This is a genomic window from Streptomyces sp. EDA2-14, assembly GCF_054963755.1.
In genome coordinates, this window is the sequence record NZ_JBUEGE010000018.1 from 150,090 (window position 1) to 173,109 (window position 23,020).

A 23,020-nucleotide genomic window follows, 5' to 3' on the forward strand; every position below is an offset into this window, starting at 1 on the left:
GGCACCCTAGGCAGGTGATCAGCGCCGCCCGATGTGGGCGGCCCCCATACTTCCGCGCTCGGTCATGGTCTCGAACCATGTGGGTCCCTCCGACTGGGCCTGCTTGATCCGGAACAGCGCGAACTCCCCCAGCGGCGGCAGCGCGTCCAGGGCGAACCAGGCGACCTCCAGCGACTCGTCGTCGTTGACGCGCGCCTCGCCGCCGGTGGCCCGGCAGCGGAAGGACGTGTCCATGAACTGGCAATGGTCGCCGTTGGGGTACGTGATCGGTTCCAGGGCCTGCACCAGTACGACCCTCTCGACGACGCACTCGACGCCGGTCTCCTCGTAGACCTCGCGCACGGCGACGTCCGCGGGCTGCTCGCCCGGCTCGGGGATCCCGCCGATGATCGACCAGCTGCCGGTGTCGGCGCGCCGCCCGAGCAGGACCCGGTCCTCGTCGTCGAAGACGACGGCACTGACCCCCGGCAGAAGCAGCAGCTGGTGGCCCGCGGAGGCCCGGATCGTACGGATGAATTCAGGAGTCGCCATGTCGGCGAGCCTACCTGTACGTCCCAACGAACCGGCAGGCCACAGTCGTCGTCAGCCGTCCGAGCGCCGGCCCGCGCGCGCCCGCACGACGGCCAGGCCGAGGCCTCCGACACCGATGGCCACGAGCAGCACCTCGGGCCACACGCCCGCGCGCGTGGCGAGCGTCTGCGACGTGCGCTTGGGGACGTCGGCGAGCAGCGTGGCCGGCTCGAACATGCCGGTCTGCTGCGCGATGGAGCCGTCGGCCCGGATCACGGCGCTGACCCCGCTGGTGACCGGGACCATCACGGCCCGGCCGTGCTCGACGGCCCGCACCCGGTCCATGGCGAGCTGCTGGTAGGTCATCTGGCTGCGCTCGAACGTCGCGTTGTTGCTCGGCACGGACAGGATCTGCGCGCCCTCGCGGACCTGGTCGCGCACCGTGTCGTCGAACGCGGCCTCGTAGCAGGTGATGTTGCCGATCTCGGTGCCCGACATGTCGAAGACGACGGGCTTCTTGCCGGGTACGAAGTTGCCCGCCCGGTCGACGTCCTTGCTGAAGATCCGGAAGAAGCTCCGGTACGGCATGTACTCGCCGAAGGGCTGAAGGTGCCGCTTGTCGTAGACGGCGCCGGGGCCGGTCTTGGGGTCCCACTGGATGAGCCGGTTGCGCGGCGTGCCGTCCTCGCCGGTCACCACCGCGCCCACCGAGATGGGCGCCCCGACCGCCTGCGCGGCCTTGGTGATCTCGTCGTAGGCGTCCTGGTTGACGTACGGGTCGATGTCCGAGGAGTTCTCGGGCCACAGCACCAGGTCCGGGCGCTTCACCTGCCCCGACTTGATCTTCGCGGCGAGCTTCATGGTCTCGCGCACGTGGTAGTCGAGGACGGCGCGGCGCTGGGCGTTGAAGTCGAGGCCCATGCGCGGCACGTTGCCCTGGATGAGCGCCACGCGCGCGGTGCCGGCCTCGGCGGAGGTCGCCACGAAGGGCATCGCGGCAGCTCCGGCGACGAGGGGGGCGACGGTGAACGCGGCCGCGGCGGCGATCCCCTTGTCCTTCAGGTAGGACGCGCCCTTGGGCGGCGTTTCCTCGCCGGACGACGCCTTGCGCACCGCCCTGACGCGCAGGGCGAGGGCTCCGAGCCCGAAGCCGCACAGGACCACGCCGAAGCCGAGCAGCGGGGTGCCGCCCAGCGACGCGAGCGGCAGGAACACCCCACTGGGCTGCCCGAACGCGACCTTCCCCCACGGGAATCCGCTGAACGGGGCACGCGCGCGAAGCGCCTCGGACGCGATCCAGACGCCACTGGCCCACAGCGGCCACAGCCTGAGGCGCGACACGTAGGCGATGCCCATGCCCGCGAGCGAGACGAGCAGCGCCTCCGCGGCGGCGAGCGCCAGCCAGGGCAGCGGCCCGACGTCGACCCCGGTCCAGGACAGCAGCGGCACCAGGTAGGCGAGCCCGAAGGCCAGGCCGAGTCCGAAGCCCGCTCGCAACCGCCGCCCGTACAGGGCCATGCCGAACAGCGCGAAGGAGATCGGCGCGAGCCACGGGAGCTCACGCGGCGGGAAGCTCCCGTACAGGAGCAGCCCGGCGATCACCGCGAGCGCGAGCGGCGCGAACCGTCGCAGGTGGGAGCGGCGACCGGACGTGCCTGCCGGCTCGTCCGACGGGGCTACGGGAGGTGCGGTGGCGGTCACTCGGGGAGTGTACGGCGCGCCCCTGTCACTCCGGCATGCCGGTCGGCGCGGCCCCGCTTCCGCCGCCAGGCGCAACGTTCCTGTACAACACAGGCCCGCCGCGGCCCACCAGCCGTTACCGTGTGCCCAGTCCCTGACGACGCGGCCGCCTCAGGCCTCGCGCCCAGGGGCCCGTCTACGTCGGGGGGCGACGGGTGGGTACGGCGGGGTGGTCCGCGGACGCGGGCACGGACGGTGCGCCGCGTCGGCGCCGTGGTGCCTCGGACGCCGTGGGGGTGGCGGTTCTCGGGTGTTGTGCGGCCTGGTCGCTGATCAGCGCGACCGTGCACGCGGGCAGGCCGGAAGGCGTGCTCCTGGCGGTGCTCGCCGTGATCGCGGGGTACGCGTGCGGACGCATCGGCGGAGCGCTCGTCCCGGTCGCCTCGGCCTGCGCGGTCGGGCTCGGCAGCCTGTGCCTCGCGCTCACCGCCCCGTACGCGGCCCCCGCACCGGACGTCGTGACGCCGCTGGGCCGGGTCGGCGCGACCGCGGCGCTGCTCGCCCTGTCGGCGGGGGCGCTGTGCTGTGCGGCCGGGGCGGCGCGGCGGCGGGTGCTTCGGGACGCGCTGCACATCCTGGCGGCGGCCGGCGTGCTGGTGGCCGCCGTCGTCGACTCGCCGGCCGGTGGCATGGTGTGCGCGGGCGTCGTCCTGTGCTCGCTCGCGGCGACCCACCTACGGAGCCGGGCGCTCGGCCTGGCGGGCCTCGGCATCGCTACGGCGGTGGTGGCCGGCCTCTGTGTGGCGCTCGCCAAGGACGCCCTGCCCGCCGGTCCGACGGCCTCCCTGGAGACGTGGCTCTCGCGGCGGCGGATCCTGTTGTGGCGCGACGCGGTACGCCTCGCCGAGGGCCACCCCGGTCTGGGCGCGGGACCCGGGCGTTTCGAGGACCTGAGTCCGACGCTCGCGCAGTCCCCGATCTCCGACGGCAAGCCGCACTCCGCCGTCCTCCAGATGGCGGCCGAGCAGGGTCTGATCGGCGTGCTGCTGCTCGCGACGGCCTACTGCTGGCTGCTGTACCTCCTCATGCGCTCCACGCGTCCGACGCAGGTGGTGCTCGCGGCGGGAGCGGCTCTGACGGCGGTGGCCGTGATGGCGACGCTCGGCAACGCGCTCAGCTTCACCACCGTGACGGCCGGTGTCGGCCTGCTCGCCGGGATCGCCACCGCGCAGCCGCTCACGGACGGGCCGCCGGACGACGACGCGGCCGCCCCGGAATTCCTCCGGGACGGCCGCGACTGAACGGATGGGCCTGGACCTGGCTCAGACGGCCGGTCCGGCCGCGGTCGGTTTCAGGCGGTCACGGATGTGCCGCACCGCGCTCTCCGCGTCGTCGACGGTCACCGTGAACTGGCGGCCGTCACCGAGCCTGAGCACCACGCCCTCGCCGCGCCGCACCACCACGGCCGTGCCGATCTCCGGACGCCAGCGGTAGCCCCAGCCGCCCCACTGCCGGGGCGTGACGCTGGGCGCGAAGTCCGCCTCGACCACTTGGGCGAGCGGGATGCGGCGGCGCGGCAGGCCGACGTGGCCGCAGCGCACTTCGAGGTGGTCCTTGTCGACCTTCACGGCGACATGGAGGAACGCGAGGGTGCCGAACAGGATGAGCAGGCCCACGGCGATCAGGCCGACCACGGACATGGCCAGGGCGAGTATGCCGGACGCCCACGAGTTGTCCACGGCCAGCTCGATGCCCAGGGCCAGGCAGGCGAGCCCGCCACAGGCGAGGAGCCACTGCACACGGTTGCGTGCGCGGCCGGTCCAGATGTCGGTCGCGTGGGCGGAAGAGTGCCGCCTCGAGTGCTCGTCGGGGGCGTGTTCCCTCATGCACTCGAGCCTACTCATGTTCCGCGGGGACGGCACGGCCTTGCGGCGCGCGAGCAGGCGGGGCGGGGCGGGCGCTCAGCCCGCGTGGCTCAGCGCCCTCAGGTCACGGCCCTCCGCGTAGGCGAGCGCCTCCTCGGGCAGCGTCTCCTCCCGGCCGCCCAGCAGGACGGTGAGCCGGCCGCGCGTGCCCGGCTCGGCCTGCGGGGCCTCGCCGATCCGGCGCAGCGCCTGCGCGGCGACGGCGCCCGCGCTGCTGTGCAGGGCAACGGGGTCTCCCCTGCTCGAACTCTGTTGAGAGCTTGGGGAAGGCTCCGCGTCCGGCTGCTGCACGGCGGCGCGGATGCGCTCAGCGACCAGCTCGTAATGGGTGCAGCCCAGGACGACGGCCCTTACGTCACGGGGAGTGAGGGCGGCCGCGGCCTCGATGGCCCGGTCGATGCCCTCCTCGTCGGCCCACTGCACCGCGTCGGCGAGGCCGGGGCAGGGCACCTCGGTGATCTGCGCACCGCCTCCGAAGTCCCGGATCAGCGCCTGCTGGTAGGGGCTGCCGGTGGTCGCGGGCGTGGCCCAGATGGCGACCGGGCCGCCGCCCGCGGCGGCGGGCTTGATCGCGGGGACGGTGCCGATGACCGGGATCTGCGGCTCGAGACGGGCGCGCACCGTGGGCAGCGCGTGCACGGAGGCGGTGTTGCAGGCGATGATCAGCGCGTCCGGGGCGTGCGCGGCGGCCGCCTCGGCGACGGCGAGCGCGCGCTCGGTGACGTCCTCGGGCGTGCGCGGGCCCCAGGGCATCGTCTCCGGGGCGGAGGAGAGCACGAGGTCGGCGTCAGGGCGCAGTCGCCGTACCGCGGCGGCGGCCGCGAGCAGTCCGATTCCCGAGTCCATCAGCGCGATCTTCACGCCAAAACCATAGACGATGAGTCCGACAATGCCCCTGCCGGTGGGGCAGACTGCGGCGGATGGACGTCGTTGTGTGGATCACCGCGGCCTCGCTCGCCGCATGGCTGTGGCTGCTGCTGTGCCAGGGCTTCTTCTGGCGTACGGACCTGCGCCTGCCGCCCCGCACTGAGCCCGCGAGCTGGCCGGACGTGTGCGTCGTGGTGCCCGCACGCGACGAGGCGGAGGTGCTGCCCGACAGCCTTCCGTCGCTGCTCGCCCAGGACTATCCGGGGCGGGCGGAGATCTTCCTGGTGGACGACGGCAGCTCGGACGGCACGGGCGAGGTGGCGCGGACCCTCTCGGACCGGTTCGGCGGGCTTCCCCTCACGGTCGACTCGCCGGGCGAACCGCCCGCGGGCTGGACCGGGAAGCTGTGGGCGGTGCGGCACGGCATCGGCCTGGCACGCGCGCGTGACCCCGAGTTCCTGCTCCTGACGGACGCCGACATCGCGCATGAGCCGGACAGCCTGCGGGAGTTGGTGGCGGCGGCCCGCACCGGCGGCTTCGACCTGGTCTCGCAGATGGCCCGGCTGCGGGTGGCGAGCGTCTGGGAGCGGCTGGTCGTGCCCGCGTTCGTGTACTTCTTCGCGCAGCTGTACCCGTTCCGCCGGATCGCCCGGCAGGGCTCGCGCACGGCCGCCGCTGCGGGCGGCTGCGTCCTGCTGCGCACCGAGGCGGCCGAGCGGGCGCGGATCCCGGACGCGATCCGGCAGGCGGTCATCGACGACGTGTCGCTCGCGCGGGCCGTGAAGCGCTCGGGCGGGCGCATCTGGCTGGGCCTGGCCGAGCGCGTCGACAGCGTGCGGCCGTATCCGCGCCTCTCGGACCTGTGGCGGATGGTGTCGCGCAGCGCGTACGCGCAGTTGCGGCACAACCCGCTGGTCCTGCTCGCCACCGTGCTCGGGCTCGCCCTGGTCTATCTGGTGCCGCCCGCGGCGCTGGTCGTCGGCCTGGTCGCGGGAAGCACGCCGACCGCGCTGCTGGGCGCGCTCGCCTGGGCGCTGATGGCGGGAACGTACGTCCCCATGCTGCGCTACTACCGGCAGACGCTGTGGCTGGCGCCGCTGCTGCCGTTCACCGCGCTGCTGTACCTCCTGATGACGGTGGATTCCGCGGTGCAGCACTACAGGGGGCGCGGTGCGGCCTGGAAGGGACGCACGTACGCGGCGCCCGAGCGGGGGTGAACGCCTCGCCGCGGCTGCCTACTTGCGGCCCCGCGTCCAGTTCATGTTCCACCCGTAGACGCGGTCCACGGTGCGCTGGGGGCTGACGCCGCGGTCCGGGACGAGATAGCGGGCCTCGCGCTGCACGGTCAGGTCGCCGCCGCTGTTCGTGAGCAGGGCGAGCGCGCACACGGTGGAGGACACCGTGCACTCGTCCAGGGAGAAGTCGATCGGTGCGCCGTGCGCCGGTTGCAGCGTGACCGTCGCATGGAGGTCCGCGAAACTGCGCGCGCCCTCGTAGATGGTCACGAAGACCAGGATGCGCCGGAACGCGTCCGTGTGGTCGAGATTGATCGTCAGGTTCTCCCCGCCGGCGACACCGCCGCTGCGGTCGTCGCCGTCGAGGTGGATGTACGGAGGATGGTGCAGCGCCCCGAAGGCGTTGCCGAGCGCCTGCACAACTCCTTTGCTGCCGTCGGCCAGTTCGTACAGGGCGCACAGGTCGAGGTCGAGGTCCCGGCCGCGCCAACCCGCCCGGCCGAGCTGTTTGCGCACCTGCCAGTTGAGGTTCACGCGCAGGGCGCCGGACGTTCCGCCCTGCTTCGCCAGGGAGACGGTCGGGGCAGCCTTCGTCAGCGTCACCTTGGCCGGACGTACGGGCTCCGCGCGCGGGGGCGGTGCGGCGGGCGTGGCAGCGGGCGGGGGCGTCGGCTGCGGTTCGTCGACCGTGATGCCGAAGTCCGTCGCGAGGCCTTCGAGTCCGCTGTCGTAGCCCTGGCCCACCGCGCGGAACTTCCAGGCTCCCTGACGGCGGTACAGTTCTCCCAGGACGTAGGCCGTCTCCACGGTCGCGTCCGTGCTGTCGTAGCGGGCGAGTTCGACTCCGTCCGCCGCGTCGACGACGCGGACGTACAGGCCCGGTACCCGACCGAAGGTTCCTCCGTCGGCAGAAGCGGCGAGGACCACCCGTTCGACAGCGGGCTCCACGTGCGCGAGGTCGACGAAGAGGGTGTCGGTGATCGCGCCGCCGCCCGTGGACCTGCCCTCGTGGCGCACCGCCCCGGACGTGTGCGTCGGCTGGTTGTAGAAGACGAAGTCCGCGTCGGAGCGGACCTTTCCGGAAGCGAGCAGGAGCGCCGAGGCGTCGACGTCGGGCACACCCGGGCCTGAACGCCAGCCCAATTCGACGCGTACGGCCGGAGCCGGCACGGCGACATTCGCGCCTTTACCCATTGTCATGTCCGCCCCAAACGCCGGGCCCTCGACTTACCGACCAACATATTCCCCGCAACCTTCCACATCCCAGAGCCCCGTTCGAAGATCACTGGCCAACCGCCGGTAACCCCTTGGGATCTTGGGCTCTACAGGAAAAATGCCCCGCGCGACGACCGTTTTCCCCAAGTTCGCTCGCATTGAGGACGCGCGGTCACGCACGACACGCAAAAGAACCCTCTTATCGGTCTACCCCAACGACCACATCGTGGGCTTAACTTATGTGTCATGACCTCCCCCCGCTCCACATATGGCGGCGGTTACTACTCCGCGCCGTCCTTCCCGGACACTCCGATCTACGACTCCCTCGTCGCAGAACGGGGCACGCCTCAGATCGCCCCGATCCGGGTCCCTTCCGCGTACGACAGCAACAGCCACCTGCCGGCGCTGCCGGCCGCGCTGCCCGCCCTGCCGTCGACGCCCTCCGCACCAGCGCCGCAGTACGGCTATCCGCACCAGCAGTCCGCCCCGGCCCAGGCCGCCCCCGCCGCGTACATCCCGCAGCAGGCGAGCGCCCCGCGCGGTTATCCGGGCCCGCAGGCCCAGCAGCCGCAGCGTCCCGCGCCCGGCCCAGCGACCGGCTACGAGGCGATGCGTCCGGCCACTCCGCGTCCCGCCCCGGCGCCGTACGAGGATCCGTACAACCGCCAGCAGTACCGCGGCTACTGACCCGCCGCGGCCGGATCTCCCCGGTCGGCTCCTGCTCTGCCTCCGCGGCCACGGGCGATGTCCGTGGCTGCTGGCAGAATTGCCGGCATGTCGCAGCCAGTACTCAGTTCGATCCATGTCCACCCGCTGAAGGCGGTTCGGGGGCACGCTCCGCGCGAGGCCGCCGTGGAGCCGTGGGGCCTGGCCGGAGACCGGCGCTGGGTACTGGTGGGCGCGGACGGCAAGATCGTCACTCAACGGCCGCATCCGCGCCTGGCCCTGGCCGCCGCCGAGCAGTTGCCCGGCGGCGGCGTTCGTGTGTCCGCGCCCGGAAGGGAGCCGCTGACCGTCGAGGTTCCCGAGCCGGGCGCGACGACCACGATCGAGGTCTGGTCGGACAAGGTCGAGGCGGTCCCCGCCGACCCCGCGGCCCACGCGTGGTGGAGTGCGTACCTGGAGTCCGAGATACGCCTGATGCACCTGGACGACCCGGCGACCAGACGCCCCATCGACCCGGAGTACGCGCGCCCCGGCGAGACGGTGAGCTTCGCCGACGGCTATCCGCTGCTCCTCACGACGCTCTCCTCCCTCGACGCCCTCAACTCCTTGATAGCCCAGGGTGATCACGCCGACGAGGGCCCGCTCCCGATGAACCGGTTCCGGCCGAATGTCGTCGTCTCCGGCACGCCTCCGTGGGCGGAGGACGACTGGTCCCGCATCGCGATCGGCGCGGTCACGTTCCGTATCGCCAAGAAGAGCGGCCGCTGCGTCGTCACGACGACGAACCAGCAGACCGCGGAGCGTGGCAAGGAACCGCTGCGCACGCTGGCGCGCCACCGCCGCTTCGGCGACCAGTTGTGTTTCGGCACAAATCTGGTGCCCGAGACGACCGGTACGGTCCGGATCGGAGATCCCTTGACGATCCTCGAATAACCGTGATCCAGCCGGGGAACCCGGCGCCCCGGCAAGCTCGTTGAGAGACAATGGCAGTGTCGGAAGCGCCGGTGGGCAGGGGCGAGCCAGGGACGACCCGGGTCAGGTGACGTCGCTCTCTCTTCCCTTCTCCGGCATGCGGGCGCTGCCGTTCGGGGTTAAGACAGACCCGGAAGGGGGTGCAGACCGTGCGAGCGTTGATCGGGCTCTGGCGCTGGCGCCACAATCCGGTGTGCCGTGGGACCGACCTGGCGGAGGCGTGGGTCGCCCTGGTGGCGCTGGTGCTCATCGTCGTCGCCGCGCCGCTGGCCGGTGTCGTCTCGGGGTCCGCCGCGCGTGACGCTCTGTACCGCTCCGTGGAGGAGCAGCGCAGCGCGCGGCACGAGGTGACGGCGACCGTGGTGCGAAAGGTGGCACAGCCGCCGCTCGACCCCGACCCGGAGACCTCTACGGCGCGTGACGCGCACACGCGCGTGGTGGCCTCCTGGCAGGCGCCGGACGGCTCGCACAAGCAGGATCGCGTCGTCGCCCCGCTCACCACTCCGCACCGAGGCGACACGTTCCCGGTGTGGACCGACGACCAGGGCCGCGCCGTCGGCCGGCCGCTCGACCGCCCCACCGCCGCCACGCACGCGGCGCTCGCCGGACTCGGTGCCTCCGTCGCCGTCGTCGGGCTCGTGGAGGGCACCCGGCGCCTCGTCCTGTGGCGCATGATGCGCCGCCGGTACGCGCGCTGGGACAGCGCCTGGGACATCGCGGGACCCGACTGGGGCAAGACCGGTACGGGCAGTTGACCCCTTCGGGCGGGCTCGCGGCTCTGGTCAACCGCCGTGCTCCGCGCACGCTACGGTGGACCCACCTTTTGGCAGGCAGAGCGCAGGAAGAGCCAGGAACGGCGCCGCAGACGGCGCACACACTTCCTGCGCAGGACGAGGTGGGGGCAGATCAGCGCCATGGCACAGGGCTCGGTCCAGGTGACGCACACCAGCACTTCGCGGTGGCGGCGCCGCACGGGCGAGTACGCCTCGCTGGCGGCCGCCCTGGAGGCGGCCTCCGACGGCGACGTGCTGACCGTGGCCCCCGGCACCTACCGGGAGAACCTGGTGCTGCGGCGGGCCGTGACGCTGCGCGGCCCCGAGGGCTCCCCCGGCTCGGTGCGGATCGCGCCGACGGACGGCGTCCCGGTCACCGTGCGTTCTTCCGCCACCGTGCGTGACCTCCACGTCGAGGGACAGGACGCGGCGGCGCCCGCGCTGCTCGTCGAGGAGGGCGCCCCCGAGATCGTCGGCGTCCGCGTCGTGACCCGGTCCGCGACCGGCGTCGAGGTGCGCGGCGGCGCACGGCCGACGGTGCGCCAGTGCACCGTCGACAACGCCGCGGGCATCGGCATCGCCGTCCTCGACGGCGGGGGCGGCGTGTTCGAGGAGTGCGAGGTCGTCGCCGCGGGACAGGCCGGCGTCGCGGTGCGCGGCGGCGCGCATCCCCGGCTCGAGCGCTGCCGGGTGCACCACACGTCCGGCGCGGGCATCTCCGCGACCGGTGAGCACTCCGGCCTGGAGGCCGTGGGCTGCGAGGTGTACGAGGTGAAGGGCTCCGGTGTGCAGATCACCGGGCGGGCCACCGCGCACCTGACGGACTGCGACGTGCACCGCACGACGGCGGACGGCGTCACGCTCGACACGGACGCCGTGCTCACGCTCGCCGACTGCCGCGTCCACGACGTACCGGAGAACGCGATCGACCTGCGCTCCCGGTCCGTCCTCACGCTGACGCGCTCCACGGTCCGGCAGTTCGGGCGCAACGGCCTGTCGGTGTGGGACCCCGGCACGCGCGTGGACGCCAACCAGTGCGAGATCCACGACAGTACGGGCGACTACCCGGCCGTCTGGGTCAGCGACGGGGCGACCGCCGTGCTCGAGTCCTGCCGCGTGCACGACGTGCCGGACGCGCTGTTCGTGCTGGACCGCGGCTCGCGCGTGGACGTGCTCGACAGCGACCTCTCCCAGGTGCGCAACACGGCCGTGTCGGTGAGCGACGGCGCGACCGCGCAGCTCGACGACTGCCGCATCCGCGAGGCCGCGACGGGCGCCTGGTTCCGCGACCACGGCAGTGGCGGCACGCTCGCCAACTGCACGGTGGACGCCACGCAGACCGGCGTGATCGTCACGAAGGGCGCCGACCCCACGATCGAGCGCTGCACGGTCACCCAACCCGCCGAGGCCGGTTTCTACGTGTCCGCGGGCGGCCGGGGCAGCTTCCACGGCTGCCGGGTCGCGGACAGCGGCGGCTTCGGTTTCCACGTCATCGACGGCTGCCGGACGAGCCTCAAGAAGTGCCGTACGGAGCGGTGTTCGCGCGGCGGCTACGAATTCGCGGAGGACGGACCGCTGATCGAGGACTGCACGAGCGACGAGAGCGGTGGGGTGCGCCCCGGTGCGGCGGCGGCCCCGCAGCCGGCCGTGCAGACCGCGACGCAGACCGTCGGGCTGCTGAGCGCCGTACCCGACCAGCGGCCCGCGGCGGCCCCTCAGGAGCCCGCGAAGGAGTCCCGTACGTCCAAGGACGTGCTCGGTGAACTCGACGCCCTGGTGGGCCTGGAGAGCGTCAAGCGCGAGGTGCGCGCGCTCACCGACATGATCGAGGTCGGCCGCAGGCGCCAGGAGGCGGGCCTCAAGGCTGCCTCGGTCCGTCGCCACCTGGTGTTCACGGGCTCCCCCGGCACCGGAAAGACGACGGTGGCGCGGCTGTACGGCGAGATCCTGGCGTCGCTCGGCGTCCTCGGCCAGGGACACCTCGTGGAGGTGTCCCGTGTCGATCTGGTCGGCGAGCACATCGGCTCCACCGCGATCCGCACCCAGGAGGCCTTCCAGCGGGCCCACGGCGGCGTCCTGTTCATCGACGAGGCGTACGCCCTGTCCCCCGAGGACTCCGGGCGCGACTTCGGCCGCGAGGCGATCGACACCCTCGTGAAGCTCATGGAGGACCACCGCGACGAGGTCGTGGTGATCGTCGCGGGCTACACGGTGGAGATGGAGCGCTTCCTGTCCACCAACCCCGGTGTGGCGTCCCGCTTCTCACGGACCATCACGTTCTTCGACTACGTGCCCGACGAACTGCTGCACATCGTGGAGCAGCAGGCCGACGAGCACGAGTACCGGCTCGCCGACGGGACACCGGAAGCACTGCTCAAGTACTTCACGGAGCTCCCGAAGGGGCCCGCGTTCGGCAACGGCCGCACCGCGCGGCAGACGTTCGAGTCGATGGTGGAGCGGCACGCGGGCCGGGTCGCCCAGCTGGCCGACCTGGACACCGACGCGCTCACGCTGCTCTACCCGGAGGATCTGCCGGAGCTGCCCTGAGCGGGCTCGCCCTGCGCTTCCGCCTGCTCGTGGTCACCTTCGGGGCGCTGCTGCGGCACGCCCGGCTTGAGACGGGCGAGCAGCCGGGCGCGCTCCTCGGCGAAGACCGGGTCGGCCTGGTAGTCGCCGTGTCCCAGGATCGGTGCGGGCAGCGGGTGTTCGGCCGTGCGCCCGTAGGCGAGCGGGTCGAGGAGCGCCTCGCGGTCGACCTGGGGACCGCACTCGCCCGGCAGGTTGATCGGTCCCCCGATGGGATCGGTCCTGCGGTGCAGGTTGCGCCAGCAGTCGACCTGACGGTGCAGCGAGGCCAGCGCCTCGGGTCCGAACTGGGCCGGGAACCAGCGCCCGTACAGGCGCTCGAGCGGTGATCCGTAGGTGAGCAGTCCGACGCGCTTCCTTACGGAGGGGTGCAGTTGCCAGGCGGCCGCCGCCGCGAGGACGCTGCCCTGGGAGTGCCCGGACAGGATGAGCCGGCCCCCCGTGGACTGCGTCCAGGTGGCCATGCGCCAGGTCAGGTCGGGGACGGCGCGCTCGGCGTAGCACGGGGGCGCGAAGGGGTGCGCGGCGCGCGGCCAGAAGGTGCCCACGTCCCACAGGATGCCGATGGTGCGGCGTGCGGAGGCGTCCTTGTAGGCGCGGCGCCCCCAGGTGACGAAGAGTATGAAGCCCAGGCCGATCATCCAGGAGCCGAGCGCCTGCGCGGACTCGGCCGCCCCCTCCACGATCGCGTACGTCCCCCGGAACGCCGTCGCGGGCACCTTTCCGGTGGTCCAGGCGCCGACGACGGCGAGGGCGCCGAGCAGCAGCGTCACCGACGAAATGACGCCGATCATCAGCGGCGCCCGGTCGGTGAGGGCGGCACGCGCGCGTGTGCCCGCGATGCGTGCCGTGCGGGCCGCGTCCGGGGGCTCGGCCGTGGCGCCCGGCTTCTCGTCGAGGTGGTAGTCGGCCGCCACCTGTGCCGTCTCGCGCTTCTTGATGCGGGCCGTGCGCAGGGCGAGCGCGCCGCACAGGACGGCGAGCACGATCAGCAGCGGCGGGATCGCGGAGGCCTGCCAGGTGAGCAGCACCGGCGGGCCCTTGATGAGGCCGCTGGTGCCGTCCAGCCAGTCGGCGACGCGCTGCGCCACACCGCCGGTCATCACGCCGCCCAGCGCGCAGGCGAGCATCGCGGTGGCGGGTCCGCCGAGGCCGCGCAGGGCGGTGCGCGGGTCGCGGGCCGTGCGGTAGATGGCGTGCGCGACGACGGCGAGGACGAGGACGAGCGCGAACTGGACGAGGGCGATGCCGCCGAAGGTCGCGTCGCCCGGCAGGCGTCCGGAGGACTGCCATCCGGGGCGCGACCAGGTCGCGTACACCATGGTCACGGCGAGCAGGGCGAGCGCGCCGTACGGCAGGGCGCGCACCACCGTGCGGTCCAGGGTGTCGTCGACCCGGTTCTCGCTGCGGCCGCGGTGCACGACGACACCGACGACGGCGAGGGTGCCGACGACCAGCGCGACGACGATCGCCCAGCCCAGCACGGTGAGCAGGGCCGGACCGCCGGACGTCCGGTCGTAGCGGGCGGCGGACGTGCCCACGGCAGCGGCCACGGTGAGCAGCCCGGCCGCGGTGTGCGCGGAGCGCAGCCGGGAGACGACGCGGCGCCCGTACCAGAAGCCGGGCCTGCCGAGCGCGTTGTCGATCTCGCCGTCGGTGGGCTCGGGCATGTGCGGCAGCGGGCGCTGCGTCTCGTACGCGCTCCAGGTGCGGTGCGAGAGGTACCAGAGCAGGACCGCGAGGGCGGTCGGGACGAGCGAGGCGAGGGCGAGGCGGCGGCCGGGCTGGCTCCACCAGCCGCCGCCACCGTGCGCGTCCACGGCGAGGAAGCCGAGCCAGGTCCGCTGCTCGGCGCAGGCCGGGGTGCCCGCGCACTGCCAGGCCGTCAGGTCGAGGGCGACCTCGCAGGCGGCGCCGACCAGGAGCACCGTGAGGGTGAGCGAGAGGAGCCGGACGAGCAGCCCGTACAGGCGCACGGTGCGCGACCAGCTGCGGGCGTTGGGGCGCATCCAGTGGGACAGGTTCACCACCATGAAGGGCAGCAGCACCAGCCACAGCGCCCGCGATCCGTTGCCCGAGGTGAGGTTGCACCACACGTACGCCTCGGGGACGGGCTTGCCCCGGTAGTCGTCGGGGCGGTCCTCCGCGCCGGCGTCCTCGCCCCGCCGGAAGACGGCGGCCGTGTCGTCGCCCGACACCCGCACCGGCCGCGGGTCGTCGAGCATCTCTTGTGGTGTGGTGCCGCCGACTCCGTGGACGAGGAGTTCCAGGGCGGTCTCGTCCGAGGTGGCGGTGGTGTTGACGGTCTGGTGTTCGTGGTCGTGCGTCGTGCTCATGTGTCCCCCGTTTCTGAACACACCCAGGATCTCGGCCCGACGGCCCCGGGGGCACCCCTCGTCACGGAATCTCCCCGCCGTGCCCCGCTGCATTCACCCCTCTCGCGCCGTCGCGGCGCCGGTCGGCGGCGGAAGTGGTGGCGCGGGCGGTGGTCCCGGTGTCGGTGGCGCGTGCGAGGATGACGAGAAAGCGCTGGCCGGTACGCCGGTGTCAGGCGGGACGAGTCGAAGGGAACCGACGGACGTGAGCGAGAATCAGAACCTCCTCGCGGAGCAGCGCCGCGCCCTGATCATCGACGAGGTCCGCAGGCGCGGCGGCGTCCGGGTCAACGAGCTGACCAGGAAGCTCGGCGTCTCCGACATGACGGTCCGGCGCGATCTCGACGCACTGGCCCGGCAGGGCGTCGTCGAGAAGGTGCACGGCGGCGCAGTCCCGGTCGTCGAGGCCAGTACCCATGAGCCGGGTTTCGAGGCCAAGTCGGGGCTGGAGCTGACCGCCAAGGAGGACATCGCGCGGGCCGCCGCGCCGCTGGCCGCGCCCGGCACGGCGATCGCGCTGTCCGGTGGTACGACGACGTTCGCGCTGGCCCAGCAGTTGCTCGACGTCCCCGACCTCACGGTGGTCACCAACTCGGTGCGGGTGGCGGATGTCTTCCACGCGGCGCAGCGCGGCGCGGCGTCCCGGCAGGGTGCGGCGACGGTGGTGCTGACCGGTGGGGTGCGCACCCCGTCGGACTCGCTGGTCGGCCCGGTCGCCGACCAGGCGATCGAGGCACTCCACTTCGACGTGCTGTTCCTCGGGGTGCACGGCATAAGCCCGGAGGCCGGCCTGTCGACGCCGAACCTGGCGGAGGCCGAGACCAATCGGCGCCTCGTACAGTCGGCGCGGCGCGTCGTGGTGGTCGCCGACCACACCAAGTGGGGCACGGTGGGGCTGAGTTCGTTCGCCTCGCTCGACCAGGTGGACACGTTCGTGACGGACGGCGGGCTGTCGGTCGAGGCGCGGGAGGAGGCCACCGAGCACATGCGGCTCGTGGTGGCCGGGGAGCCCGAGGGCGGTACAGACATCTGACGGCGTGCCAGTTATGGTGACCGGGCCCGTCCACTTACGCCCAGTGCGTCAACTCCGTTGCGCTCGGCGCCTGTTGACCGGGGCCACGACCGCCGATCCAACCGTTGGGGGATGAACCTTCATGGCACGCCGTCTTCGCTCCGTCGAGCTCGACTTCGTCGACAGCGCGCCGCTGCGGCTCGTGTTCGCCCGGGAGGTGTCGGCCTCCCCCGAGGCCGTGTACCGGGCGCTCGCCGAGGACGTGGTCGGGTGGCCGCAGTGGTTCTCCGCGGTCACGCTGGCGCGCCCGTTGGACGGTGGGGCCCGGCGCGAGGTTCGGCTCAAAGGTGGGACGCGGTTCCTGGAGACGATCGTCGCCGCGGAGCCCGGGGTCGTGTACGCGTATCGCGTCGACGAGACCAACGTGCCGGGGCTTCGGGCGATGGTCGAGGAGTGGCGGCTCGAAGGGGTGCCCGGTGGGGGGTGCCGGGTGCGCTGGTCGTTCGCGGTGGATGCGCCTGCGGGGGTTCGGGGTGGCATGAAGCTCGGGCGGGCCGGGATGGGGCGGGCGTTCCGGGGGGCCGTGGAGGCGCTTGACCGGCGGCTGGCGTCCACGCCCGCGTGAGGGTGCGGTCGGCCGTGCTTTCGGGGCTCCGCCCCGGACCGGCTGCTCAATCGGCGGAGGGGCTCGAAGACCTGACGGGGTTTGGAGACCTGAAGGGGCTTGAAGACCTCAAGGGGCTTGAACGCCTCAGCCCTGTGGCCACTCGCCCGTTTCCAGTAGGTGTGTGATCGCCCGGGCGTACGGAGTGATGTCCAGGGACTGCCGGCTCAGCCACTCGTCCGAGTAGTACTTGTCCAGGTAGCGGTCGCCCGGGTCGCACAGGAGGGTGACCACGCTGCCCGTGCGGCCCTCCGCCACCATCTCCGCCACGATCTTGAGTGCGCTCCACAGGCCCGTACCCGTCGAACCGCCCGCTCTGCGGCCGATGGCCGCCTCCAGGGCGCGTACCGCGGCGACGCTCGCCGCGTCGGGGACCTTCATCATGCGGTCGATGGCGCCGGGCACGAAGCTCGGCTCCATGCGGGGGCGGCCGATGCCCTCGATGCGGGAGCCGCAGTCGCTCGACGCGTCGGGGTTGTCGGTCGTCCAGCCCTCGAAGAAACAGGAGTTCTCCGGGTCCGCGACGCAGATGCGGGTGTCGTGCTGCATGTAGTGGACGTAGCGGGCGAGCGTCGCAGAGGTGCCGCCGGTTCCCGCCGTGGCGACGATCCAGGCGGGCTCCGGGTAGCGCTCCAGGGCGAGTTGGCGATAGATCGACTCGGCGATGTTGTTGTTCCCGCGCCAGTCCGTGGCCCGCTCCGCGTAGGTGAACTGGTCCATGTAGTGGCCGCCGGTGCGGGACGCGAGGGCCGCCGACTCCGCGTACATCGTCCTGGGGTCGTCCACGAAGTGGCACTGCCCGCCGTGGAATTCGATGAGGCGGCACTTCTCGGCGCTGGTCGTACGCGGCATCACCGCGATGAAGGGGACGCCGATCAGCTTCGCGAAGTACGCCTCCGAGACCGCCGTCGAACCGCTCGACGCCTCGATGACGGGGCGGCCGGGGCGGATCCAGCCATTGCACAGGCCGTACAGGAAGAGCGAGCGGGCAAGGCGGTGCTTGAGGCTGCCCGTGGGGTGTGTCGACTCGTCCTTGAGGTAGAGGTCGATGCCCCACTGTTCGGGGAGCGGGAAAAGCAGCAGGTGAGTGTCGGCGGAGCGGTTGTTGTCCGCCTGTACCTTGCGTACCGCCTCTTTGAGCCACTCACGGTAGCCGGGGTCCGAGCGGTCGACGTCGAGCGTCGGCAGTGACGCGGAAACCGCGCCGTCTTCCGCTCGTCGGCCCTGTTCCCGACCCTGCTCCGTGGTGCTCACCGCATGGCTCCTTCACGTCGTACCCGGGCGTCGTGCCCGCGCTCCGGTACGGGGCGCCGACAGCGGCCCGACACCACGATCATAGGCACGGTTCGCGCGCTCCTCACCTGCATAAATGCATCTTTCAGCGCCTCAAAGGAACGCCTTGGAGGATGCGGAAACCCCGTCCAGGGCGGTATGGGGGCGCAGGAACGCGCAGCCAGGGGGGGCGCACGGCCGGGTTGCCCCGGTGCTTCACAGCCCGTCCACATGTGCACTGGTGCTCCCGCCCACCCGCGTGCAGACTTCACCGCACACACGCACTTGAGGGGGCGAGACGGCATGACGGAGCCGGAGTTCACGGCGACGGGCGTGCGCATCGGTCGGCGCCTGCGTTCGCTGACCCGGGCCGGGCAGGTCCGGATCACGGGCGGCAGGCTGGAGTTGCTCACGAGCTACGGGAGCGAGATCGACAGCGCGCCCCTGGGTGAAGTCCGTGCGGGCAGGCCCTGGTTCGGCGCCGAGGATCGGGCGACCGCCGATGTGGAAGGGCGGCGCTATCTGCTGCGCCTGGGCGGCCAGGGCGGCGACGCCGGGCCACCGGCGGCCCGGCGGTTCATCGAAGCCGTGCGCGCCGCGGCATCGCGCGCCGGATAGGGCATCACCGCGGCGAACCATCGTCGAAGTTGCACACCAACGCCCCCTGGGTCACGCTGGTCACACATCACTACTCAGGGTTTACCGGCGATAACGCTGCGAACCAGCCCGCCGGACACGGAGCGGGCAGTTCTGTCCCAGCGCGGTCGCACCGCTCGATCCGTTCTCGTCTTCTTCCGGACTCTTCGGGGAGTCGTAGCCGTGATCAGCCAGCCGAACAGGCATTGCACGGTGGAGCTCCAAGCCCTGCCGTCGCGGATAGGTCAGGTCCGCAGAATCGTATCGGCGCAGTTGCGCTACTGGCATCTCGATCCGTTGATCGAGATGGCCGCGCTCGGGGTCACCGAGCTGCTGACCAACGTCCATCGGCATGCCGAGCCGGACAAGCTCTGCACGGTCGAGATCGAGCTGCTGAGCGGCACGCTCACGGTCTCGGTGCACGACCACGATCCACGGCTGCCCGAAGTGCGGGACGCCGATCCCCTCGCCACCTGCGGCCGCGGTCTCGCGATGATCGCCGCGGTGAGCGAGAGCTGGGGTGTGCGACCGCACGGCGAGGGCGGCAAGGTCGTCTGGTTCGCCCTGCCGGCGCCCACCCCCGCGATGGCCCTCGCGCCGTACCCCGTGTACGCGGCTCAGCCCGCGCGCCGCGCGGACAAGCACGAGCGCAAGGCGTCCCACCATGCTCCCGCCCGGTCGGCCGTTCCAGGCTGACCGGGCGGTGATCATCGAAGGTACGTGGCTCACCTCGACGGCGTTGTCGACGCGGGCGGCGAGGGCGATGAGGGGGGAGCGTCGTGGCGGTGGTCAGGACGCGCCGCCCTTCGACCTGCCATCGGCGGCGTAGTGCCCGAACTCCTCGTTCAAGACGGTCAGTCGGCGCCAGTACTCGTCCTCGTCGATCTCGCCGGCGGCGAAGCGGCGGCCGAGCACGGCGATCGGCGAGTGCTCGTCGACGCGGGGGCCGCCGGGCCGCCACGGTCCGCGGCGGCCGCGCCGGACAGTGCGGCGCAGGAGCGTGACGACGCCGACGACGACGGCCGCCCAGATCAGCGGGAAGAACAGGATCCACGGGCCGGGCCCGTAGCCGGGTCCGAATTCCGCGAGGGTCTGCAGCTGCATCCGACTCATCTCCTCTGGTTCCCGGTGTGCCCGGCCGGTGGGTCGGGCATCCACGTGTGGTGATGACTCGAGCCTCGCGCCGACAGGGTCCGAAGTCGTCGTACGGCCGGCGGCACCGCGCGTACCTCACGGGGAGTACGCGGGGGCGGCGGGGCTGCTCCCGGGCGCCCGGCCGACCCTGACACGGGTCGGGGTCGGGTCAGGGGCGTGTCCGGGGCGGCCCCTGTGGTGAGCGGGTGCCGCCCGGCCGGAGGATCGGGTCGTGACGACTCCGAGACGAGACACCTTCAGCCGGCGGTTCACGTTCGGTGCCCCCGGCCGCCTGCTCGGCCCCGCGGTGTGGACCACCGTGGTCGTGGCCATGACGGCGGCGTTGCTGGCCCCGCGGGACACCGACCCGGGACTCAGCCCGCTGTCCCTCACCGTCAGCGACTTCGCGGCACTGGACCGCGGTGGACCGATCGAGACCGCCATGGCCTCGCTCGGCCTCGTCTCGCTGCTGCTCCTCGCGGTGGCGAGGAAGCGGCTCCCGGCGATGCGCGGGCTGCCGTCCGTGCTCCTGGCGATCTGGGGCGCGGGGCTCGTGCTCGCGGCCGTGGTGCCGACGGATCCGCTCACCACGCAGCTGACCGGGTCGGCGTATGTGCACCGCTACGCGTCCGTCGCGGCCTTCGCGGCGCTGCCGGCGGCCGGGCTCGTCCTGGCGGGACGGCTCCGCTCCGCGGCGGGGCGGACCGCGCGGTGGCTGCGCGTGCTGTCCCTGTTCGCGGTGGCCGGGGCGGGCGTGATGGCGTACTCGGCGGGGCCGGGTGGCCGGGAGCTGATCGGCCTGGTGGAGCGGGTGATGCTCGGGTGCGAGGTGGTCATGCTCGGAGTGCTCGGCCGGTACGTTCAGCGCATGGCTCCCCGGCCGGGGTTCCGAGGCGACGCATGGAATCTGTAACTACTGGTATGTACAGTGACGCCATGGCCACCACCCGGGATCGACTGATCGAGTCAACCCGCGAACTCCTGTGGGAGCGCGGCTACGTCGGCACCAGCCCGAAGGCGATCCTGCAGCGCGCGGGCGTCGGCCAGGGCAGCATGTACCACCACTTCACCGGGAAGCAGGACCTGGCGCTCGCGGCGATCCGGCGCACCGGGGACGAGATGCGGACGACGGTCGACCGGCTGCTCGGTGGCGGTGGTTCGGCGTACGAGCGGATAGCGGCGTACCTGAACCGGGAGCGCGACGTGCTGCGCGGCTGCCCCGTCGGGCGGCTGACGATGGACCCGGACGTGGTCACCAGCGACGCGCTGCGGGAACCGGTCGACGAGACGATCGCGTACGTCCGGAACCGGATCGCCGACGTCGTCCAGGAGGGCGTGGAAAGCGCCGAGTTGGCGCCCCATCTGGTGCCGCGCGAGATCGCGGCGACGGTCGTGGCGACCGTGCAGGGCGGTTACGTGCTGGCGCGGGCGTCGGGCGACACGGCGGCGTTCGACGCGGGCGTACGCGGACTGCTCGCCCTCCTCTCCCCCACCTCCGCGACCACCGACTGACACACATGAGCGAGGGCACCATGCACGCGATGCAGTACGAGATCACATTGCCCGCCGACTACGACATGGACATCATCCGCAGGCGGGTGGAGACCAGGGGCCACGCACTCGACGACTTCCCCGGCCTCGGCGCCAAGGCCTACCTGATGCGGGAGCGCGGCGCGGACGGTTCACCCGTGAACCAGTACGCACCGTTCTACCTGTGGAACTCCCCGGCGGGCATGAACGCCTTCCTGTGGGGCCCCGGATTCCAGGGCATCGTCGCCGACTTCGGGCGCCCGGTCGTCCAGCACTGGACGGGCATCGCGTACGAGGAGGGGTCCGCGACGACGGCACCGCCCCGGACGGCCGTGCGTCGGCGCACACCGATCGAGGCGACCACCGACCTCCCGAAACTGACGACGGAGGCAGTCGAGGGCACGGCCCAACTCGCGCAGGAACAGGGCGTTTTGTTCGCAGCCTCAGCCATCGATCCCCGCACCTGGGAACTACTGACCTTCTCACTCTGGACCCACGACACCCCCAAGACCCCCGGCGACCGCTACCAGGTCCTGCATCTGTCCCAGCCGGAGCGGGCGAGCTTGGGGCGTGGGAGGCAGTGGTGAGCGGGTCCTTCCCGTCACCGGGCCCTTAGCCGTCACGTCCCGCCGAGTGCTCCCAGGGGGTCGTCCAGGACCGGCTGCCAGGCCAGTTCGGCGGCGCCGACCAGGCTGTTGTGGTCCAGGGTTGATGCCAGGATCGGGACGCTGCCGCTGCGGCCCCACAGGCTGCGGTCCGCCACGACGGCGCGCAGGCGTTCCGGGTCGGCGTCGAGGAGGGTGCGGTGGAGGCCGCCGAGGACGATGCGGTCCGGGTTGAGGATGTTGACCAGGCCCGCGAGGCCCAGGCCGAGGCGGTCGATGAGGAGGGCCGTCGCCGCGCGGACGTCCGGGTCGTCCTTGGCCTCGGTCAGCAGTCCGCGGGCCTGTTCGAGGAGCGAGCCGTCGGGGTCCGGGGTGCGGCCCGCCGCCATGAGGAAGGCCAGCGGGTCCGCCTCGACGTCCAGGCAGCCGCGGCTGCCGCAGTGGCATGCGCGCCCCTCGGGGTTCACCGTGAGGTGGCCGACTTCGAGGGCGAGGCCCGAACTGCCGGTGTGCAGATGTCCGTCGAGGACGAGCGCCCCGCCGACCCCGCGGTGCCCGGTCGCCACCAGCAGAAGGTCGCGCGCGCCGCGGCCCGCACCGTGCCGGTGCTCGGCGAGCGCGCCGAGGTTGACGTCGTTGGCGGCGAACGCCGGGATGCCCAGGCCCGCTTCGCGCACGCAGTCCGTGAAGATCTGCCGCACCGGCGCGCCCACCGGCCACGCGAGGTGGAGGGGGTTGAGGGCCGTGCCGTCGGGTTCGGCGACGGCGGAGGGGACGGCGAGGCCCGCGCCCACGCAGCGACGGCCGGTCGTTTCCAGGAGCCGGACGCCCGCCTCGACGACCGACCGCAGGACGTCCGCCGGGTCCGGGTCGATGATCTCGCAGCCCGGTGTGGTGGCGACGATGCCGCCGCCGAGGCCGACGAGCGCCGCCCGGTAGCCGTCGGAGTGGACCTGCGCGGCGAGCGCGACCGGCCCGTCGTCCGCGACGGACAGTCGGTGCGAGGGGCGGCCCTGGGAGCCGGAGGCGGCGCTGGGCTTGGCGTCGATGCGGATGAGGCCGAGCGCCTCCAGCTCCGCGGCGACGGCGCCCGCGGTCGCGCGGGTCACGCCGAGTTCGGCGGTCAGCACGGCGCGGGTGGGGGCGCGTCCGGTGTGGACGAGTTCGAGCGCGGGACCGAGCGCGCTGCGGCCCCGCTCCAGACGCGGCGGCCGCCCGGTCGCATCGCCCGCCGTGTGGCCCCCGGCCCTGGAGGCCGCCTTGCCGCCCATCAGCAACTCCTCGCCCTGATCACGCTCAGGAATGGTAGCCGGTGAACGGCCCGCGGCCGATCCGTGCACCCCTCTCCCCCTCTCGCGCGCCA

General features: G+C 72.6%; 22 protein-coding genes. 13 read left to right on the forward strand and 9 right to left on the reverse strand.

The features are described from left to right. Positions 1 to 18: 18 nt before the first annotated feature. Positions 19 to 531 (reverse strand): NUDIX hydrolase, encoded by a 513-nt coding sequence (locus ACY34M_RS32580; RefSeq protein ID WP_462721876.1) that lies wholly within the window; start codon positions 529 to 531, stop codon positions 19 to 21. A gap of 51 nt (positions 532 to 582) precedes the next feature. Beyond that, the gene (lnt, locus tag ACY34M_RS32585) at positions 583 to 2,211 is read right to left on the reverse strand and encodes an apolipoprotein N-acyltransferase (RefSeq protein WP_462721875.1); all 1,629 of its coding nucleotides are present in this window, start codon (positions 2,209 to 2,211) and stop codon (positions 583 to 585) included. 269 nt (positions 2,212 to 2,480) lie between these two features. Here lnt and ACY34M_RS32590 point away from each other — a divergent pair, with 269 nt between their 5' ends. Beyond that, positions 2,481 to 3,491 (forward strand): O-antigen ligase family protein, encoded by a 1,011-nt coding sequence (locus ACY34M_RS32590; protein ID WP_462724128.1) that lies wholly within the window; start codon positions 2,481 to 2,483, stop codon positions 3,489 to 3,491. A gap of 21 nt (positions 3,492 to 3,512) precedes the next feature. Here the strand turns inward: ACY34M_RS32590 and ACY34M_RS32595 are convergent, their stop codons facing one another. Then, the gene (locus tag ACY34M_RS32595) at positions 3,513 to 4,076 is read right to left on the reverse strand and encodes a hypothetical protein (RefSeq protein ID WP_462721873.1); all 564 of its coding nucleotides are present in this window, start codon (positions 4,074 to 4,076) and stop codon (positions 3,513 to 3,515) included. Positions 4,077 to 4,151: 75 nt separating this feature from the next. Then, complete coding sequence (locus ACY34M_RS32600; RefSeq protein ID WP_462721872.1) at positions 4,152 to 4,976, reverse strand: glutamate racemase; 825 nt, start codon at positions 4,974 to 4,976, stop codon at positions 4,152 to 4,154. Between the two features lie 59 nt (positions 4,977 to 5,035). Between ACY34M_RS32600 and ACY34M_RS32605 the strand changes: the two genes are divergently transcribed. Further along, positions 5,036 to 6,199 (forward strand): glycosyltransferase, encoded by a 1,164-nt coding sequence (locus ACY34M_RS32605; RefSeq protein ID WP_462721871.1) that lies wholly within the window; start codon positions 5,036 to 5,038, stop codon positions 6,197 to 6,199. Positions 6,200 to 6,217: 18 nt separating this feature from the next. On the opposite strand, the gene ACY34M_RS32610 is transcribed toward ACY34M_RS32605, so the two are convergent. Then, positions 6,218 to 7,411, reverse strand: a complete 1,194-nt coding sequence (locus ACY34M_RS32610) for a TerD family protein (RefSeq protein WP_462722009.1) — start codon at positions 7,409 to 7,411, stop codon at positions 6,218 to 6,220. Between the two features lie 267 nt (positions 7,412 to 7,678). Here ACY34M_RS32610 and ACY34M_RS32615 point away from each other — a divergent pair, with 267 nt between their 5' ends. From ACY34M_RS32615 to ACY34M_RS32630, 4 genes are all read left to right on the forward strand, one after another. Beyond that, on the forward strand, positions 7,679 to 8,119 hold the full coding sequence (locus ACY34M_RS32615) for a DUF6643 family protein (protein ID WP_462721870.1): 441 nt from the start codon (positions 7,679 to 7,681) through the stop codon (positions 8,117 to 8,119). An 87-nt stretch (positions 8,120 to 8,206) separates the two neighbouring features. Continuing rightward, on the forward strand, positions 8,207 to 9,031 hold the full coding sequence (locus ACY34M_RS32620; protein WP_462721869.1) for an MOSC domain-containing protein: 825 nt from the start codon (positions 8,207 to 8,209) through the stop codon (positions 9,029 to 9,031). A 188-nt stretch (positions 9,032 to 9,219) separates the two neighbouring features. Continuing rightward, the gene (locus ACY34M_RS32625; protein ID WP_462721868.1) at positions 9,220 to 9,825 is read left to right on the forward strand and encodes an Rv1733c family protein; all 606 of its coding nucleotides are present in this window, start codon (positions 9,220 to 9,222) and stop codon (positions 9,823 to 9,825) included. A gap of 159 nt (positions 9,826 to 9,984) precedes the next feature. Beyond that, a complete protein-coding gene (locus ACY34M_RS32630; RefSeq protein WP_462721867.1) occupies positions 9,985 to 12,390 on the forward strand; it encodes a right-handed parallel beta-helix repeat-containing protein in 2,406 nt (801 codons plus the stop codon). On the opposite strand, the gene ACY34M_RS32635 is transcribed toward ACY34M_RS32630, so the two are convergent. Beyond that, positions 12,360 to 14,765, reverse strand: coding sequence for a hypothetical protein (locus tag ACY34M_RS32635; RefSeq protein ID WP_462721866.1), 2,406 nt, complete (start codon positions 14,763 to 14,765; stop codon positions 12,360 to 12,362). The genes ACY34M_RS32630 and ACY34M_RS32635 overlap by 31 nt on opposite strands. Positions 14,766 to 15,009: 244 nt before the next feature. On the opposite strand from ACY34M_RS32635, the gene ACY34M_RS32640 reads away from it, so the two are divergent. Beyond that, the gene (locus ACY34M_RS32640) at positions 15,010 to 15,837 is read left to right on the forward strand and encodes a DeoR/GlpR family DNA-binding transcription regulator (RefSeq protein ID WP_462721865.1); all 828 of its coding nucleotides are present in this window, start codon (positions 15,010 to 15,012) and stop codon (positions 15,835 to 15,837) included. A gap of 121 nt (positions 15,838 to 15,958) precedes the next feature. Further along, positions 15,959 to 16,441, forward strand: a complete 483-nt coding sequence (locus ACY34M_RS32645) for an SRPBCC family protein (RefSeq protein ID WP_462721864.1) — start codon at positions 15,959 to 15,961, stop codon at positions 16,439 to 16,441. 126 nt (positions 16,442 to 16,567) lie between these two features. Here ACY34M_RS32645 and ACY34M_RS32650 read toward each other — a convergent pair whose 3' ends face one another. Next, entirely contained in the window at positions 16,568 to 17,668 is a 1,101-nt protein-coding gene (locus tag ACY34M_RS32650; RefSeq protein ID WP_462722008.1) for a PLP-dependent cysteine synthase family protein, read from the reverse strand. 387 nt (positions 17,669 to 18,055) lie between these two features. On the opposite strand from ACY34M_RS32650, the gene ACY34M_RS32655 reads away from it, so the two are divergent. Both ACY34M_RS32655 and ACY34M_RS32660 read left to right on the forward strand, forming a co-directional pair. Further along, positions 18,056 to 18,370, forward strand: coding sequence for a hypothetical protein (locus ACY34M_RS32655; RefSeq protein ID WP_462721863.1), 315 nt, complete (start codon positions 18,056 to 18,058; stop codon positions 18,368 to 18,370). Positions 18,371 to 18,571: 201 nt separating this feature from the next. Continuing rightward, positions 18,572 to 19,084, forward strand: coding sequence for an ATP-binding protein (locus ACY34M_RS32660; RefSeq protein ID WP_462721862.1), 513 nt, complete (start codon positions 18,572 to 18,574; stop codon positions 19,082 to 19,084). A 93-nt stretch (positions 19,085 to 19,177) separates the two neighbouring features. Here ACY34M_RS32660 and ACY34M_RS32665 read toward each other — a convergent pair whose 3' ends face one another. Beyond that, positions 19,178 to 19,486, reverse strand: coding sequence for an SHOCT domain-containing protein (locus ACY34M_RS32665; RefSeq protein WP_462722007.1), 309 nt, complete (start codon positions 19,484 to 19,486; stop codon positions 19,178 to 19,180). Positions 19,487 to 19,754: 268 nt separating this feature from the next. On the opposite strand from ACY34M_RS32665, the gene ACY34M_RS32670 reads away from it, so the two are divergent. Genes ACY34M_RS32670 through ACY34M_RS32680 form a run of 3 tightly spaced genes read left to right on the forward strand, consistent with a single transcriptional unit; the run spans position 19,755 to position 21,639 of the window. Then, on the forward strand, positions 19,755 to 20,435 hold the full coding sequence (locus ACY34M_RS32670; protein ID WP_462721861.1) for a DUF998 domain-containing protein: 681 nt from the start codon (positions 19,755 to 19,757) through the stop codon (positions 20,433 to 20,435). A gap of 8 nt (positions 20,436 to 20,443) precedes the next feature. Continuing rightward, positions 20,444 to 21,034: a TetR/AcrR family transcriptional regulator gene (locus ACY34M_RS32675; RefSeq protein WP_462721860.1), complete on the forward strand. Its 591-nt coding sequence runs from the start codon at positions 20,444 to 20,446 to the stop codon at positions 21,032 to 21,034. A 20-nt stretch (positions 21,035 to 21,054) separates the two neighbouring features. Then, on the forward strand, positions 21,055 to 21,639 hold the full coding sequence (locus ACY34M_RS32680; RefSeq protein WP_462722006.1) for a DUF4865 family protein: 585 nt from the start codon (positions 21,055 to 21,057) through the stop codon (positions 21,637 to 21,639). A 32-nt stretch (positions 21,640 to 21,671) separates the two neighbouring features. Here the strand turns inward: ACY34M_RS32680 and ACY34M_RS32685 are convergent, their stop codons facing one another. After that, entirely contained in the window at positions 21,672 to 22,928 is a 1,257-nt protein-coding gene (locus ACY34M_RS32685) for an ROK family protein (RefSeq protein ID WP_462721859.1), read from the reverse strand. Between the last annotated feature and the right edge of the window lie 92 nt (positions 22,929 to 23,020).

Excerpts from the sequence above, each read along its gene's own strand:
- ACY34M_RS32680 (WP_462722006.1), top strand. The coding sequence starts at position 21,055 with ATGCACGCGATGCAGTACGAGATCACATTGCCCGCCGACTACGACATG.
- ACY34M_RS32635 (WP_462721866.1), bottom strand. The coding sequence starts at position 14,765 with ATGAGCACGACGCACGACCACGAACACCAGACCGTCAACACCACCGCC.
- ACY34M_RS32615 (WP_462721870.1), top strand. The coding sequence starts at position 7,679 with ATGACCTCCCCCCGCTCCACATATGGCGGCGGTTACTACTCCGCGCCG.
- ACY34M_RS32675 (WP_462721860.1), top strand. The coding sequence starts at position 20,444 with ATGTACAGTGACGCCATGGCCACCACCCGGGATCGACTGATCGAGTCA.
- ACY34M_RS32610 (WP_462722009.1), bottom strand. The coding sequence starts at position 7,411 with ATGGGTAAAGGCGCGAATGTCGCCGTGCCGGCTCCGGCCGTACGCGTC.
- ACY34M_RS32685 (WP_462721859.1), bottom strand. The coding sequence starts at position 22,928 with ATGGGCGGCAAGGCGGCCTCCAGGGCCGGGGGCCACACGGCGGGCGAT.
- ACY34M_RS32645 (WP_462721864.1), top strand. The coding sequence starts at position 15,959 with ATGGCACGCCGTCTTCGCTCCGTCGAGCTCGACTTCGTCGACAGCGCG.
- ACY34M_RS32595 (WP_462721873.1), bottom strand. The coding sequence starts at position 4,076 with ATGAGGGAACACGCCCCCGACGAGCACTCGAGGCGGCACTCTTCCGCC.
- ACY34M_RS32620 (WP_462721869.1), top strand. The coding sequence starts at position 8,207 with ATGTCGCAGCCAGTACTCAGTTCGATCCATGTCCACCCGCTGAAGGCG.
- ACY34M_RS32605 (WP_462721871.1), top strand. The coding sequence starts at position 5,036 with ATGGACGTCGTTGTGTGGATCACCGCGGCCTCGCTCGCCGCATGGCTG.
- ACY34M_RS32655 (WP_462721863.1), top strand. The coding sequence starts at position 18,056 with ATGACGGAGCCGGAGTTCACGGCGACGGGCGTGCGCATCGGTCGGCGC.
- ACY34M_RS32580 (WP_462721876.1), bottom strand. The coding sequence starts at position 531 with ATGGCGACTCCTGAATTCATCCGTACGATCCGGGCCTCCGCGGGCCAC.
- ACY34M_RS32630 (WP_462721867.1), top strand. The coding sequence starts at position 9,985 with ATGGCACAGGGCTCGGTCCAGGTGACGCACACCAGCACTTCGCGGTGG.